Raw genomic sequence first — 15,866 nt, forward strand, 5'->3', positions numbered from 1 at the left:
GGCATATAGCGTGGGAACGGGCTTGCCCCGCGATCAGACCTCGCGCAGGTTATGGCAGCGCCTGAACCGCGCCTCCAGGTTGCGATCCGGCATCTGGTGGCTGCGCAGGGCATTGAGCGTCTGCTCCACATATTCGCGCGTGGTGCCATAGCGCCCCGCAGCGCTGGCCAGGATCTGGCTCAACAGGGTGTCTGGCAGGTTGCCCGCGTAGCACGGCAGATGCCTTTCCAGCACAAAACCCAGGGCCTGCACCTTGCTGCCGTCGCCTAAGCGGCAACTGAGCCAGTGCGGACGATAGGCCGGATACGGCATCTCGCGCTGCCACAGCGCCATCAGCGAATCGTCCAGGTTGCTCTCGTCCAGGCGGTAGGCGAAACCGCTGCACGAACCGCCACGATCAAGGCCGAACACCAGCCCAGGGCATTCCGGGGTGCCGCGATGTTCGTGGGACCAGAGGTAAAGGCCACGGTGATAACCATGCACCCGCGCCCGCTGGCGCTCGACCGAATTGCACTCAGGGCGCCAGATCAACGAGCCATAGGCGAACAACCACACCGGGCCACCCGTGTGCTGGGCCATTGTTTGCTGCATCGAGTGCTGCAATTGTTCGCGGGTCAGTTGTTGCCCGAAATCGAGTGACGGGGGATATGAGACTTGCCAGGACAAACTTTCAAGTGTCGACATGAGCTGCCGCCATTATTTCCTGTGAACTACTGAAGTGCGCGTTCTATCGCGATTACTGCAGAGCCTGAGCCAACGTATTCGCGGGTAAACCCGCTCCCACAAAAGCAACGGCGGCCCTGTGGGAGCGGGTTTACCCGCGAATGCCACTGCGCCTAACCTAAAGTAGATCGCACGTCGGCCTCAAGCCTGGATGGAAGATTTCATTCAATCTTCCGCCGAACGGGAAGTAATGTTTCGAGTATAGCGAAAGTTATTAACCGTCTCGGCAATAATCCACGCCATATAATCAACGGAAAAAAATTGGTTATTAATAACGGCACGCCCTTGCGGCGTGCCGTGTTGTTTCAACCGCGCGGCGCGTAGGCGAAGACGTCAGCGCGCATGCGATGCGGGTCCATGCCGGCTTCTACCAGGGCATCGAGGGTGGCGTAGACCATGTTCGGCGAGCCACTGGCGTAGACGTGGACCTGGTTAAGGTCGTCGATGTCTTCGCAGACCGCTTCGTGCAGCAGGCCGCAACGCCCTTCCCAACCGCACAGGTCACTGACCACCTTGTGCAGGAACAGGTTGGGCAGGCGCTCCCACTCGGCCCAGTGCTCGATCCGGTAGAAGTCCTCGGGCCGGCGCACGCCCCAGTACAGGTGCACCGGGTGCTTGAAGCCCTGGGCGCGGCAGTGCTCGACCAGGCTGTGCATCTGGCCCATGCCGGTACCGGCGGCAATCAGCACCAGCGGGCCATCGGGAAGCTCGGCCAGATGCGCATCACCAAAGGGCAGTTCGATGCGCGCCAAGCCATTGCGTCGCAACTGCTCGATCAACTGCACGGCGCTGCTTTCGCGCGCCAGCACATGCAGCTCCAGCTCACGCCCGCCATGGGGTGCAGAGGCCAGCGAGAAAGCGGCCTTGTCCGCGCCTTCACGCTCGATCATCAGGTATTGCCCGGCGTGGTAACGCGGCGGCTTGCCAGCGGGTGCGCGCAGGCGCACACGCCAGACATCGCCACCGACGTCGACGCACTCGCTGACGGTGCAGGCCAGTTTGCGCACCGGCAGCTCGCCCAGGGCCAGCACACCGTCCCACAGCAAGACACAGTCCTCCAGCGGCTCGGCGATGCAGGTGAACAGCTCACCGTGATCGCGGATGACGCCTTCCTGGCGGATACGCCCTTCCACCAACAGCGCGGCGCAGACATGGCAGTTGCCGTTACGGCAGCTGTTCGGGCAGTCGTAGCCCAGGCGCCGCGCCGCATCCAGAATCCTTTCGCCCGGTTCCACCGCCAGCACCGCGCCGGACGGCTGCAAGGTTACCTGCATCAATCTATTCCCAACTGATCCCACAGCTCATCGATACGGCGGGTGACGGCCTCGTCCTTGACGATGACCCGGCCCCATTCGCGTGTAGTCTCGCCCGGCCATTTGTGCGTGGCATCCAGGCCCATCTTCGACCCCAGCCCCGACACCGGCGACGCGAAGTCGAGGTAATCGATGGGAGTGTTGTCGATCATCACCGTATCACGCTTGGGGTCCATGCGCGTGGTGATGGCCCAGATCACATCGTTCCAGTCGCGGGCGTTGATATCGTCGTCGGTGACGATAACGAACTTGGTGTACATGAACTGTCGCAGGAACGACCACACTCCCAGCATCACGCGCTTGGCGTGGCCTGGGTACTGCTTTTTCATGGTCACCACCGCCATCCGGTACGAGCAGCCTTCCGGCGGCAGGTAGAAGTCGACGATCTCGGGAAACTGCTTCTGCAGGATCGGCACGAACACCTCGTTCAGTGCCACGCCAAGGATCGCCGGCTCATCCGGTGGTCGGCCGGTGTAGGTGCTGTGGTAGATCGGTTTTTGCCGATGGGTGATGCGCTCGACGGTGAACACCGGGAAGCTGTCCACCTCGTTGTAGTAACCGGTGTGGTCACCGTACGGCCCTTCCGGGGCCATTTCGCCCGGGTGGATCACACCTTCGAGGATGATCTCGGCGGTGGCCGGCACCTGCAGGTCGCTGCCTCGGCATTTCACCAGCTCGGTGCGGTTGCCACGCAGCAGGCCGGCGAAGGCGTATTCGGACAGGGTGTCCGGGACCGGGGTCACGGCACCGAGGATAGTCGCCGGGTCCGCCCCCAGGGCCACGGCCACCGGGAAGGGTTGGCCGGGGTGTTTCTCGCACCACTCGCGGTAGTCCAGGGCACCGCCGCGGTGGCTCAGCCAACGCATGATGACCTTGTTGCGGCCGATCACCTGCTGGCGATAGATGCCGAGGTTCTGCCGGTCCTTGTTCGGGCCGCGGGTGACGGTCAGGCCCCAGGTGATCAGCGGCGCCACGTCGCCCGGCCAGCAGTGCTGGATCGGCAGTTGCCCGAGGTCGACGTCATCGCCCTCGACCACCACCTCCTGGCACACCGCGTCCTTGACCACCTTAGGCGCCATCGACACGACCTTCTTGAAGATCGGCAGTTTCGACCAGGCGTCCTTCAAGCCTTTCGGCGGCTCGGGTTCCTTGAGGAACGCCAGCAGCTTGCCGATCTCGCGCAGCTCGCTGACCGACTCGGCGCCCATGCCCATGGCCACGCGCTCGGGGGTGCCGAACAGGTTGCCCAGTACCGGGATGTCGAAGCCGGTGGGCTTTTCGAACAGCAACGCCGGGCCCTTGGCGCGCAGGGTGCGGTCGCAGACTTCGGTCATTTCCAGGACGGGGGAGATGGGAACCTGGATGCGCTTGAGTTCACCGCGCTGTTCCAGGCCACGGATGAAGTCGCGCAAATCGCGATACTGCATGCATGAGCCTCGTGTTGGCCGTATCGGTCGGGGGTGCAGAGTGTAGCGCCGTTGGCGGGGTAAAGGCCAAAAATGACTTGGGGCCGCTACGCGACCCATCGCTGGCAAGCCAGCTCCCACAGGGTCCGATGTGGTCCTTGTGGGAGCTGGCTTGCCAGCGATGGGCTGCACAGCAGCCCCAATAACAGCCAGACCCGAAGCTTACTTACGCTTCATCGACAAGAAGAACTCATCGTTGGTCTTGGTCTGCTTGAGCTTGTCGACCAGGAACTCGATGGCGGCGATTTCATCCATCGGGTGCAGCAGCTTGCGCAGGATCCACATGCGCTGCAGTTCGTCGTCGGCGGTCAGCAACTCTTCGCGGCGGGTGCCGGACTTGTTGATGTTGATGGCCGGGAACACACGCTTCTCGGCGATGCGGCGGTCCAGTGGCAGCTCCATGTTGCCGGTACCCTTGAACTCTTCGTAGATCACTTCGTCCATCTTCGAGCCGGTCTCGACCAGCGCGGTGGCGATGATGGTGAGCGAGCCGCCTTCTTCGATGTTACGCGCGGCACCGAAGAAGCGCTTCGGCTTCTCCAGGGCGTGGGCATCGACACCACCGGTCAGCACCTTGCCGGAGCTCGGAATCACGGTGTTGTAGGCACGGGCCAGACGAGTAATGGAGTCGAGCAGGATGACCACATCTTTCTTGTGCTCGACCAGGCGCTTGGCCTTCTCGATGACCATTTCGGCAACCTGCACGTGGCGGGTTGGTGGCTCGTCGAAGGTGGAGGCGACCACTTCGCCGCGCACGGTGCGCTGCATCTCGGTCACTTCTTCCGGGCGCTCGTCGATCAGCAGGACGATCAGGTGGCACTCGGGGTTGTTGCGGGTGATGTTGGCCGCGATGTTCTGCAGCATGATCGTCTTACCGGCTTTTGGCGGCGCGACGATCAGGCCACGCTGGCCTTTGCCGATTGGAGCGCACAGGTCGATGACGCGACCAGTGAGGTCTTCGGTGGAGCCGTTACCGGCTTCCATCTTCAGACGCTTGTTCGGGAACAGCGGCGTCAGGTTTTCGAACAGGATCTTGTTCTTCGCGTTTTCCGGACGATCGAAGTTGATCGTGTCGACCTTCAACAGGGCGAAGTAACGCTCCCCTTCCTTCGGCGGGCGGATCTTGCCGACGATGGTGTCGCCGGTGCGCAGGTTGAAGCGACGGATCTGGCTGGGCGAAACGTAGATATCGTCGGGGCCGGCCAGGTAAGAGGCATCAGCGGAACGCAGGAAACCGAAACCATCCTGGAGAATCTCCAGCACGCCGTCACCCGAGATCTCTTCGCCGCTTTTCGCGTGCTTCTTCAACAGGGCGAAAATCACGTCCTGTTTGCGCGAACGGGCCATGTTTTCGATGCCCATCTGTTCGGCCATTTCCAAAAGATCGGTAATCGGCTTTTGCTTGAGTTCAGTCAGGTTCATAAGGGGAGTGACGTAATCATGTAAGAAGGGAGAGAGTTAAGCTTTGGCTTAATGAGGCCGCGCCGCTAGATGGCGACAGGATCGCGTACTGATTCGAATTGGGATGCTTCGGCGACGGCGTGCAGAGGGCACTGAAAGAAGCAGTGCGAGGCCGAATGTAACACTTGCTTTTTTCGACGTCTAGTGGTTTTGACCACACGTATCGACAGGTTTTTATCTGGGCTGGCGCCATCGCGGGGCAAGCCCGCTCCCACGCCGATCAACGGCGGCAGATAAAAAAAGCCCCGCATTTGCGGGGCTTTTTTACATCACAGGTGGGCGTCGATGAACGCGGTCAGCTGCGATTTGGACAGGGCGCCGACCTTGGTGGCCTCGACGTTGCCGTTCTTGAACAGCATCAGGGTCGGGATGCCACGCACGCCGTGCTTGGCCGGGGTTTCCTGGTTTTCGTCGATGTTCAGCTTGGCGACGACCAGCTTGCCTGCGTAGTCTTCGGCGATGGCGTCCAGTACCGGAGCGATCATCTTGCATGGGCCGCACCATTCAGCCCAGTAGTCGACCAGCACCGCACCTTCGGCCTTGAGTACGTCGGCTTCGAAGCTGGCGTCGGTGACGTGTTTGATTTTGTCGCTCATGGAAATCTCCAAGGTCGTAAGCAATAAAAAAACGTGGCCCATGATAGCGGCACCGGCTGGCTACAGGAAGCCACGGACGATTGACTGTATCTATAGTTGTGCAAGACCCCACGAATCGAAACTGTCATATCACCGTCATAACATCGCTATCACATTGCCATGCATCAAAGCCTTGCAGTGCTGCGCGTTGGCGGATGGCCACGATCGTGGCACGATTGCCAGGTTAACGACCGAGAACCCCCAGACCATGCCGCATACCACCGCGAAGAACCTGTCTCTGATCGCCGCCATCGACCTGGGCTCCAACAGCTTCCATATGGTCGTGGCCAAGGCCCATCACACGGAAATCCGCATTCTTGAGCGGCTCGGAGAAAAGGTTCAGCTCGCTGCCGGCATCGACGAGGAGCGCAAGCTCAGCGAAGAAGCCATGCAACGGGGCCTGGAGTGCCTCAAGCGCTTCGCCCAACTGATCAACGGTATGCCGGCCGGCGCGGTGCGCATCGTCGGCACCAACGCCCTGCGCGAAGCGCGTAACCGCAATGAATTCATCCTGCGCGCCGAAGCCATTCTCGGCCACCCGGTCGAGGTCATCTCTGGCCGTGAAGAAGCGCGCCTGATCTACCTGGGGGTTTCCCACACCCTCGCCGACACCCCCGGCAAGCGCCTGGTCGCCGACATCGGCGGCGGCAGCACCGAGTTCATCATCGGCCAGCGCTTCGAGCCACTGCTGCGCGAAAGCCTGCAGATGGGCTGCGTAAGCTTCACCCAGCGCTACTTCCGCGATGGCAAGGTCACCCCGGCGCGCTATGCCCAGGCCTACACCGCCGCACGCCTGGAGCTGATGAGCATCGAGAACGCCCTGCACCGCCTGACCTGGGACGAGGCCATCGGCTCGTCCGGTACCATCCGGGCCATTGGCGCGGCGATCAAGGCCGGCGGCCTGGGCAACGGCGAGGTCAACGCCGAGGGCCTGGCCTGGGTCAAGCGCAAGCTGTTCAAGCTGGGCGAAACCGACAAGATCGACTTCGAAGGGGTCAAGCCCGACCGCCGGGCGATCTTCCCGGCGGGCCTGGCAATCCTCGAGGCCATCTTCGACGCCCTGGAGCTGGCACGCATGGACCACTGCGACGGCGCCCTGCGTGAAGGCGTGCTGTTCGACCTGCTGGGCCGCCACCACCATGAAGACGTGCGCGAACGCACCCTGAACTCGCTGATGGAGCGCTACCACGTCGACCAGGGCCAGGCCGCGCGCGTCGAGCGCAAGGCCTTGCACGCCTTCGACCAGGTAGCCGCGGCATGGGACCTTGAAGAGGGTAATTGGCGCGATCTGCTGGGTTGGGCTGCGAAAGTGCACGAAGTGGGGCTGGACATCGCCCACTATCACTACCACAAGCACGGCGCCTACCTGCTCGAGCACTCCGACCTGTCGGGCTTCTCCCGCGAGGACCAGCAGATGATGGCCCTGCTGGTGCGTGGCCACCGCCGCAACATCCCCAAGGACAAGTTCGCCGAATTCGGCGACGAAGGCGTCAAGCTGATTCGCCTGTGCGTGCTGCTGCGCTTCGCCATCCTGTTCCACCACATCCGCGGCACCCAGCAGATGCCACAGGTGGTACTGCAAGCGGCTGATGACAGCCTGGAGGTTGTGTTCCCTGACGGCTGGCTGGAGCAGAACCAGCTGACCCAGGCCGACTTCGCCAACGAGGCGGAGTGGCTGGCTCGGGTTGGGTTCGTGCTGAGCGTCAGGTAAGCCTGAGCACGACCATCATGGGAGCGGGCTTGCCCCGCGATAGCAATGCCAACCTCAGCATCGCTATCGCGGGACAAGTCGCATCGGCGCACCGCCGCTCCCACGCATTGACCTGACCTGCCATCCACCGCGTCGCCTGCTTCGCGGCTAAAGCCGCTCCCACAGGGAAAGCGGCTCGCCATCACACCTAGCGAACGTTCAGCACCGGGTTGCTCAAGCGCTCCAGCAGCGCCGCCTGGGCACTGCGCGGGTTCTGGTTGCCGGTCGGCGAGCTGCGCACGTAGCGCCCGTCCGGCTGCAGGGTCCAGGCCTGGGTGTTGTCGGTCAGGTAGCCTTCCAGTTCCTTCTTCACCCGCAGCAGCAACTTCTTGCCTTCCACCGGGAAGCAGGTCTCCACACGCTTGTCGAGGTTGCGCTCCATCCAGTCGGCACTGGACAGGTAGATCTGCTCCTCACCGCCATTGAGGAAGTAGAACACCCGCGTGTGCTCGAGGAAGCGGCCGATGATCGAGCGCACGTTGATGTTGTGCGATACCCCCGGGATGCCCGGGCGCAGGCAGCACATGCCACGCACCACCAGGTCGATGCGCACGCCCGACTGGCTGGCCTTGTACAGTGCCTTGATGATCTTGGCGTCGGTCAACGAGTTGAACTTGGCAATGATGTGCGCAGGCTTTCCGTCCAGGGCGAACTGGGTCTCCCGGGCGATCATGTCGAGCATGCCCTTCTTCAGGGTGAACGGCGCGTGCAAGAGTTTCTTCATGCGCAGGGTCTTGCCCATGCCGATCAGCTGGCTGAACAGTTTGCCGACGTCCTCGGTGAGGGCGTCGTCGGAGGTCAGCAGGCTGTAGTCGGTGTACAGGCGGGCGTTGCCGGCGTGGTAGTTGCCGGTACCCAGGTGCGCATAACGCACGATCTCACCCTGCTCGCGGCGCAGGATCAGCATCATCTTGGCGTGGGTCTTGAAGCCCACCACCCCGTAGATCACCACCGCGCCGGCGGCCTGCAGGCGGCTGGCCATCTGCAGGTTGGACTCTTCGTCGAAGCGTGCACGCAATTCGATCACCGCAGTGACCTCCTTGCCGTTACGCGCCGCGTCCACCAGCGCGTCGACGATCTCCGAGTTGGCGCCCGAACGGTACAGGGTTTGGCGCACGGCCAGCACGTGCGGGTCCTTGGCGGCCTGGCGCAGCAGGTCGATCACCGGGGTGAAAGACTCGAACGGGTGCATCAGCAGGATGTCCTGCTTGCCGATCACGCTGAAGATGTTGTCGGCGTTCTGCAGCAGCTTGGGGATCGCCGGGGTGAACGGCGTGTACTGCAGCTCGGGGTGGCTGTCGAGGCCGGTGATGCTGAACAGGCGGGTCAGGTTGACCGGGCCGTTGACCTGGTACAGCTCGCTCTCGCTCAGGCTGAACTGCTTGAGCAGGTAGTCGGACAGGTGTTTCGGGCAGGTGTCGGCCACCTCGAGGCGTACCGCGTCGCCATAGCGGCGCGAGAACAGCTCGCCGCGCAGGGCGCGCGCCAGGTCGTCGACCTCTTCGGAGTCCAGCGCCAGGTCGGCGTTACGGGTCAGCCGGAACTGGTAGCAGCCCTTGACCTTCATGCCCTGGAACAGATCATCGGCGTGAGCGTGGATCATCGACGACAGGAACACATAGTTGTCGCCAGGGCCACCGACCTCTTCCGGCACACGGATCACGCGCGGCAGCAGGCGTGGCGCCGGGATGATCGCCAGGCCCGAGTCGCGACCGAAGGCATCGACGCCTTCGAGCTCGACGATGAAGTTCAGGCTCTTGTTCACCAACAGCGGGAACGGGTGGGTCGGGTCGAGGCCGATCGGGGTGATGATCGGGGCGATCTCGTCGCGGAAGTAGCGGCGCACCCAGGCCTTGAGCTTGGTCGTCCAGTAACGGCGGCGGATGAAGCGGATCTGGTGTTTTTCCAGTTCCGGCAGCAGCACGTCGTTGAGGATCGCGTACTGGCGCTCCACCTCGAAATGCACCAGCTCGCTGATCCGCGCCAGCGCCTGGTGCGGCTGCAGGCCGTCGGCCCCGGCCTGCTCACGGGCGAAGTTGATCTGCTTCTTCAGGCCCGCCACGCGGATCTCGAAGAACTCGTCCAGGTTGCTGGAGAAGATCAGCAGGAACTTCAGCCGCTCAAGCAGCGGGTACGACTCATCCAGCGCCTGCTCCAGCACGCGGATGTTGAACTGCAGCTGGGAAAGCTCGCGATGAATGTACAGGCTGCTGTCGTCCAGGCTCGGCACGGCGATTGCCGGGGCCGGCGCCGGCGCGGGGGCCACGCTTTCGACCACGGGCGCAGGCTCGGCCTCTGCTGCCGGCGGCAGGTCTGGCGGGGTCTGCACCATCTCTTCGGGCACGGCCTGGGCATCCTTGATCGCGACAGGTGTGAGCACTTCGTTATTCATCTGAGGTTCCTGTGAGGGCGTTATTGCCCTCTCAACATTTGAGCGGCGCGCACGGCGAAATAAGTCAGGATGCCATCGGCACCTGCCCGTTTGAATGCGGTAAGGGATTCGAGGATCACGGCTTCACTCAGCCAGCCGTTCTGGATCGCGGCCATGTGCATGGCGTACTCGCCACTGACCTGGTAGGCGAAGGTCGGCACCTTGAACTCGGCTTTTACCCGCTGGACGATGTCCAGGTACGGCATGCCCGGCTTGACCATGACCATGTCGGCGCCTTCGGCCAGGTCCAGGGCCACTTCGTGCAGGGCTTCGTTGCTGTTGGCCGGGTCCATCTGGTAGGACGCTTTGTTGGCCTTGCCCAGGTTCAGCGCCGAACCGACCGCGTCGCGGAACGGGCCGTAATAGGCGCTGGCGTACTTGGCCGAGTAGGCCATGATGCGCACGTTGACGTGACCGGCCAGTTCCAGGGCCTCGCGGATCGCTCCGAGACGGCCGTCCATCATGTCGGACGGGGCGACGACCTGGGCGCCGGCGTCGGCGTGGGACAGGGCCTGGCGCACCAGGGCATCGACGGTGATGTCGTTCTGAACGTAACCCTCTTCATCGAGGATGCCGTCCTGGCCGTGGGTGGTGAACGGGTCCAGCGCCACGTCGGTGATCACCCCCAGCTCCGGGAAGCGCGCGCGCAGGGCGCGGGTGGCACGCTGGGCGATACCGTCCGGGTTCCAGGCTTCGGCGCCATCGAGGGATTTCTTCTCGGTCGGGGTTACCGGGAACAGCGCCAGCGCCGGAATGCCCAGCTCAACCCAGCCCTGTGCGGCTTCGAGCAGCAGGTCGATCGACAGACGTTCGACGCCCGGCATCGAGGGGACTTCTTCACGGCGGTTCTCGCCGTCCAGTACGAATACCGGCAGGATCAGGTCATCGACGGTCAGGGTGTTTTCGCGAACCAGGCGACGGGAAAAGTCGTCCCGGCGGTTGCGACGCAGGCGGGTGGCAGGAAACAGACGGTTGGCGGGGGTAAAGCTCACGGCAGACTCCTGAGCCCGCGCAGGCGGGCGAGCGCGACAGTTATAAGCGGCCATTATGACGCCTGTGTTACACCCTAGGGCAACCCTGCGACTTGTGGCCGCAGGCATTGTCCTTGTAGGAAATGTTCACGTCGAGACACATTTGGACACTTTCCCGAACGGGCACGAAGGGGTAGGCTGCGCGTTCATTTCGCCAGCACGTCAGAAAATGCTTCAACAATTCCTGAACGATTTCGGCTATTTCGCCCTGTTTCTCGGCACGTTCTTCGAAGGCGAGACCATTCTCGTGCTCGCAGGTTTTCTGGCGTTCCGCGAATACATGGACATCAAGCTGGTGGTGCTGGTGGCGTTCTGCGGCAGCTATGCAGGCGATCAACTGTGGTACTTCATGGGCCGCCGCCACGGGCGCAAGATCCTCGCCCGCAAGCCGCGCTGGCAGGCCATGGGTGACCGGGCGCTGGAACACATCCGCCGCCACCCCGACCTGTGGGTCCTGAGTTTTCGCTTCGTCTACGGCCTGCGCACGGTGATGCCGGTGGCCATCGGCCTGTCCGGCTACCCGCCACGCCGCTACCTGCTGCTCAATGGCATTGGCGCCGCCGTCTGGGCCCTGGCCCTGGGGCTTGCCGCCTACCACTTCGGCGCCATCCTCGAAGGCATGCTGGGCAGCATCAAGAAGTACGAGCTATGGGTGCTCGGCACCCTGCTGGGCCTGGGCCTGCTGCTCTGGCTGCGCCGGCGCTTCCGTACCCAGCGCGCCGAGCGCCGCGCGGCGGCACAAGGCCAGGAAGCCCAAGCTGAGCAAGCTGTAAGCCAGGAGCAGTCCCCAGGCCAGGGGCGTGACCAGCACTAACCCCGAAGCGCCGGCCAGATACAGTGCCGGCGCATTCAGCAGCAGCCGCAGCAACTCCATGCGCCCTGCCCAGGGCCGATCTTCCAGCGCCGCGCCCAACGCGAACAAACCGAACGCCATCACCGCCCAGCCCAGCAACAGCGCGGCGAACGGCACCCGCTCGGCCACGTCCATCAAGTAACTGCCCAGCGCCACGTAGACCGCGAACTGCACAACCACGTACAGCTGCTGCATGCCGTGCAGCGCGATGGCGAACTTGCGAAAGCGCGCCAGGTCCTGCTTGGGGTGCGGGTCAGCCGCCGCCACATCTGCCGGGCGCCAACCGGTGGGCATGAACCAGATGCGCAGCTTGTCCCACAGGCGGCCGGTACGCCGGGCATCCGCCCAGAGCTGCGCATAGAACTGCAGGTTGGCCCACAGCGGGTTCCAGCTGGCCAGCGGCGTGGTCACGCCGAAGATCACCGGCTCATCGTCGTCCTCCTCCTGGAAGGTGCCGAACAGCCGGTCCCAGAAGATGAACACACCGCCGTAGTTGCAATCCAAGTAGCGAGGATTCTGCGCATGGTGGACACGATGGTTGGACGGCGTGATCAGCACCCATTCGAGCCAGCCCAGCTTGGGCACATGGCGGGTGTGCACCCAGAACTGATACAGCAGGTTCAGCGACGCCACGGTGATGAACACCACCGGCGGCACGCCGAGCAGCGCCAGCGGCAGGTAGAAGATCCACGAGAAGATGAAGCCGCTGCTGGTCTGGCGCAGCGCCGTGGTGAGGTTGTATTCCTCGCTCTGGTGATGCACCGAATGCGCCGCCCACAGCACGTTGCGCTCGTGGCCCAGGCGGTGCAGCCAGTAATAGCAGAAGTCATAGAGCACGAAGGCGCCCACCCACACCCACCAGGCCTCGGCCGGCGGGCGCAGCAGCGCCAGGTGTTCCCAGGCCAGGGCATAGCTGAGCAGCCCGACGCCCTTGGTCAAAAGGCCGGTACTGGTCGACAGCACGCCGGTGCTCAAGCTGTTGATCGAATCGGCCAGTTGGTAGTTGCGCTGGCCGCGCACGCGGTCGGCGACCAGCTCCACGGCGATCAGCACAAAGAACATCGGCACAGCCAGCAGAATCAGGTCCATCGGCGGCAGTCTCCAAGGGTGTCGCAAGAGATTAGGCCGCGCCTGCCCTAACCCCTATGGCCACATCTGCCAAACTAGAGGACATTTAGCGCCTCGACACTGGAGTAATGAGCATGACGAAGAAAGTTGCGGTGATCCTTTCCGGCTGTGGCGTGTATGACGGCGCCGAAATCCACGAGAGCGTGATCACCTTGCTGCGCCTCGACCAGCGCGGCGCCCAGGTGCAGTGCTTCGCACCGAACATCGCGCAGATGCATGTGATCGATCACCTGACCGGCGAACAGATGCCCGAGTCGCGCAACGTGCTGGTCGAGTCGGCACGCATTGCCCGGGGCGAGGTGAAGGACATTCGCGAGGCCAAGGTCGAAGACTTCGATGCACTGATCGTACCCGGCGGTTTCGGCGCCGCGAAGAACCTCTCCAACTTCGCCGTCGAAGGCACCAATTGCAGCGTGAACCCCGACGTGCTGGCCCTGGCCGAAGCCTTCGCCGATGCCTGCAAGCCGGTCGGCCTGATGTGCATCTCGCCAGCCCTGGCCGCCAAGATCTATGGCCCGGGCGTGGTCTGCACCATCGGTAACGACGCCGGCACCAGCGCAGCCGTGGTGAAGATGGGCGGCACCCACCAGGAGTGCGATGTGCATGACATCGTCGAAGACACCCAACGCAAGTTGGTGACCACCCCGGCCTACATGCTGGCCAAGTCGATCAGCGAAGCCGCCGGCGGCATCTACAAGCTGGTGGATCGGGTGCTGGAGCTGACCCACGAGGGTGACAAGTAAACCCCGTAGTGAACGGGAAGAGCCGCAAGTGGCTAATGCCTGTCAGTTAGCACTTCATCGCACTTATTGGGGCTGCTTTGCAGCCCTTCGCGGGTAAACCCGCTCCCACAGGCTCAGTGCAATCTGTGTGGGAGCGGGTTTACCCGCGAAGGGCCGCAAAGCGGCCCTTTTCATGGCCTCAGCCTTTGCGAGTAGTCCGGCTCAGTTGCCCATCCACCCCCACCGGCACCTCACCCGCCAGGGTGACCCGGCGCACCACGCGCGGCTGGGTGCCATAGTCGTCCACCGCGTAGTGCTGGGTCGCGCGGTTATCCCAGATCGCCACATCCCCCGCCTGCCAGCGCCAGCGCACGGTGTTCTCCAGGCGCGTCACATGCCCCTGCAGCACCGCGAACAGGTGCTGCGAATCGGCCAGTGAATAGCCCTTGATGCGTTTGACGAAATGCCCCAGCTGCAGCGCCCGCTCGCCGCTGATCGGGTGCACCCGCACCACCGGGTGCTCGGTTTCGTACACCGTCGAGGTGAACACCTTGCGGTAGCGCTCGAGCTTGGCTGGGTCCACGTCCGGCTTCACGCTGGCGTAGTCGTACTCGTTGCTGTGCACCGCCCACAACTGGTCGGCCAGCGCCCGCAGGGGTTCTGGCAGCTCTTGGTAAGCGGCGGCGGTGTTGGCCCACACCGTGTCGCCACCAGAGGCCGGGGCAACTACGCTGCGCAGGATCGAGGCCTTGGGGTAGGCGTCGACGAAGGTCACGTCGGTGTGCCAGGAATTGGCCCGCTGGCCCTCGGCGCCATCGAGCTGGAGCAAGTAACTGGTGCCGTCCACCACCGGCACCGTGGGGTGGGCGATCGGCTCGCCCAGCAGCTGGGCGAAGGCCTCCTGGCCGATGTCATCGAGGTGGTCCTGGCCGCGGAAGAAGATCACCTTGTGCTGCACCAGCGCCGCCTGAATCGCGTCGATGGTGGCCGGGTCGAGGTCGGCGGACAGTTTGACGCCACGGATCTCGGCGCCGATGCGCCCGGCGACGGGGTGGATATCCAGCTCAAGGGTGTGTGGCGCGTTAGCCAGTGCGGCGTTGCTCATGGTCGTGGTCCTCAGGGTTTTTGTCGGGGTTTGAAATTCAGCGGGCGGCCTGCACGGCCTGGTCCTGTTGCAGGGCGGCATCGAGGAAGCGCGGTTCTACCCAGTCGCTTACCTGGAAATCCCGGCGGATCAGGCGCTCCTTGGCGGCCAGGTCCACGCCCTGTTGCAGCAGGCCGACGAAGCCGGCGTCCAGGCGCGGGTCGAAATAGGCGGCCAAGTTTTCCTCGGCCAGGTCATCGCGCAGGATGCTCTTCGGCCAGTTGGCGGTGTTGGCCACGAGGTCGATGTAGGCGTCGCGGTTGTGCTCGTCGCGCAGCCACTTCACCGCCTGCAGCTGGGCATTGACCAGGCGCTGCACCAGTTCGGGGTGCTGGCGGATGAAGTCGCCGGTACCCAGCAGCACCGCCTGGGTGCTGCCGGCGCCCTTGAGGTCGCGGGAGTTGACCGGCAGCTCGACCAGGCCGCGTTCGCGCAGCGACAACAGGTTGGACAGGCCCCAGGTGGCGTCGATCTGCTTGGCCGCCAGCGCAGCGTTGGCGGCGTTGAAGTCCAGGTTGATGACTTTCAGCTCACGCTCGGTCAGCCCCTGGCTGGCCAGGGCGCTGGCGAACGACAGCTGGTTGGCGGTACCGCGGAACACCGCCACGCGCTTGCCCTTGAGGTCCGCCAGGCTGTGGATGCCCGAGCCCGGCACCACGCCGAGGTAGCTCTTCACCCCGCGCACCCCGGCCGACAGCACGCGGGTGTCCAGGCCATTGGCCTTGCCGATGATCGCGGCCAGGTCACCCAGGTAGGCGAAGTCGGCCTGGCCGTTGGCCAACGCCTCGTTGACCACGGGGCCGGCGCCCTTGAAGAAGCGCCAGTCGATACGGATGCCGTCCTTGGCAAACTCTTTTTCCAGCAACTGCTGGTCGCGCAACACATCGACCACGCCACCGGCGCTGGGCTTGCTGCCGGCGCTGAGGTCGGGCACGGCAATCCGGATCACGTCGGGCTGCGCGGCCAGCGCCGCCAGCGGCAAGGCGCTCAGCAAGCCGGCGAGCAGCGGAGTGAGCAGATGGCGAAAGGGGGTTTTCATGGCAAGGCTCCTTGGCAAGCTGCCACCGGCGATGGCCGGCGCTTTGGCCAGAAGCTAGGCGGGTTGGGTTAGAACCTACAAAGATCAATACGTCATTCTTCAGTAACCAGAAGGCATAAATCAGCGGCCATGCGGGTCTTGGGGCGGCTTGCAGACAGCGCATGGAAAAT

The 15,866-nt window shown here is 63.7% G+C and carries 12 protein-coding genes and 1 pseudogene; 3 read left to right on the plus strand and 10 right to left on the minus strand.

Annotated elements, in window-relative coordinates; all coding sequences use genetic code 11:
* Positions 1-33 precede the first annotated feature (33 nt).
* The 5 genes from RTH46_RS03365 to trxA all read right to left on the minus strand — a co-directional run bounded on the left by RTH46_RS03365 (position 34) and on the right by trxA (position 5,559).
* Complete coding sequence (locus tag RTH46_RS03365; protein ID WP_316905046.1) at positions 34-684, minus strand: gamma-glutamylcyclotransferase; 651 nt, start codon at positions 682-684, stop codon at positions 34-36.
* Positions 685-1,028: 344 nt separating this feature from the next.
* Positions 1,029-1,997 (minus strand): CDP-6-deoxy-delta-3,4-glucoseen reductase, encoded by a 969-nt coding sequence (locus RTH46_RS03370; protein ID WP_316905047.1) that lies wholly within the window; start codon positions 1,995-1,997, stop codon positions 1,029-1,031.
* Positions 1,997-3,463, minus strand: coding sequence for a 4-hydroxy-3-polyprenylbenzoate decarboxylase (gene ubiD, locus RTH46_RS03375; RefSeq protein ID WP_110995705.1), 1,467 nt, complete (start codon positions 3,461-3,463; stop codon positions 1,997-1,999). Before ubiD ends, RTH46_RS03370 begins: the two co-directional genes overlap by 1 nt.
* A 201-nt stretch (positions 3,464-3,664) precedes the next feature.
* Complete coding sequence (rho, locus tag RTH46_RS03380; RefSeq protein WP_011536308.1) at positions 3,665-4,924, minus strand: transcription termination factor Rho; 1,260 nt, start codon at positions 4,922-4,924, stop codon at positions 3,665-3,667.
* Positions 4,925-5,232: 308 nt separating this feature from the next.
* On the minus strand, positions 5,233-5,559 hold the full coding sequence (gene trxA, locus RTH46_RS03385; RefSeq protein ID WP_153785588.1) for a thioredoxin TrxA: 327 nt from the start codon (positions 5,557-5,559) through the stop codon (positions 5,233-5,235).
* 247 nt (positions 5,560-5,806) lie between these two features.
* On the opposite strand from trxA, the gene ppx reads away from it, so the two are divergent.
* Entirely contained in the window at positions 5,807-7,309 is a 1,503-nt protein-coding gene (ppx, locus tag RTH46_RS03390; protein ID WP_153785587.1) for an exopolyphosphatase, read from the plus strand.
* Between the two features lie 187 nt (positions 7,310-7,496).
* Here the strand turns inward: ppx and ppk1 are convergent, their stop codons facing one another.
* On the minus strand, positions 7,497-9,740 hold the full coding sequence (gene ppk1, locus RTH46_RS03395) for a polyphosphate kinase 1 (RefSeq protein ID WP_153785586.1): 2,244 nt from the start codon (positions 9,738-9,740) through the stop codon (positions 7,497-7,499).
* A gap of 20 nt (positions 9,741-9,760) precedes the next feature.
* Entirely contained in the window at positions 9,761-10,771 is a 1,011-nt protein-coding gene (gene hemB, locus RTH46_RS03400; RefSeq protein WP_110995709.1) for a porphobilinogen synthase, read from the minus strand.
* 208 nt (positions 10,772-10,979) lie between these two features.
* Between hemB and RTH46_RS03405 the strand changes: the two genes are divergently transcribed.
* Positions 10,980-11,624 carry a DedA family protein gene (locus tag RTH46_RS03405; protein WP_178125765.1) on the plus strand — a complete coding sequence of 215 codons (645 nt, stop codon included), beginning with the start codon at positions 10,980-10,982 and terminating at the stop codon, positions 11,622-11,624.
* A gap of 501 nt (positions 11,625-12,125) precedes the next feature.
* Here RTH46_RS03405 and RTH46_RS03410 read toward each other — a convergent pair.
* Positions 12,126-12,752 (minus strand): annotated as a pseudogene (locus tag RTH46_RS03410) (sterol desaturase family protein); the annotation flags it as partial.
* A gap of 113 nt (positions 12,753-12,865) precedes the next feature.
* On the opposite strand from RTH46_RS03410, the gene elbB reads away from it, so the two are divergent.
* Positions 12,866-13,534 carry an isoprenoid biosynthesis glyoxalase ElbB gene (elbB, locus tag RTH46_RS03415; RefSeq protein ID WP_153785584.1) on the plus strand — a complete coding sequence of 223 codons (669 nt, stop codon included), beginning with the start codon at positions 12,866-12,868 and terminating at the stop codon, positions 13,532-13,534.
* 178 nt (positions 13,535-13,712) lie between these two features.
* On the opposite strand, the gene RTH46_RS03420 is transcribed toward elbB, so the two are convergent.
* Positions 13,713-14,618, minus strand: coding sequence for a TauD/TfdA dioxygenase family protein (locus RTH46_RS03420; RefSeq protein WP_153785583.1), 906 nt, complete (start codon positions 14,616-14,618; stop codon positions 13,713-13,715).
* Positions 14,619-14,655: 37 nt separating this feature from the next.
* Positions 14,656-15,696 (minus strand): ABC transporter substrate-binding protein, encoded by a 1,041-nt coding sequence (locus RTH46_RS03425; protein ID WP_153785582.1) that lies wholly within the window; start codon positions 15,694-15,696, stop codon positions 14,656-14,658.
* Positions 15,697-15,866 lie beyond the last annotated feature (170 nt).

Origin of the sequence: Pseudomonas sp. zfem004 (assembly GCF_032621715.1) — a bacterium.
Classification (GTDB): domain Bacteria; phylum Pseudomonadota; class Gammaproteobacteria; order Pseudomonadales; family Pseudomonadaceae; genus Aquipseudomonas; species Aquipseudomonas sichuanensis.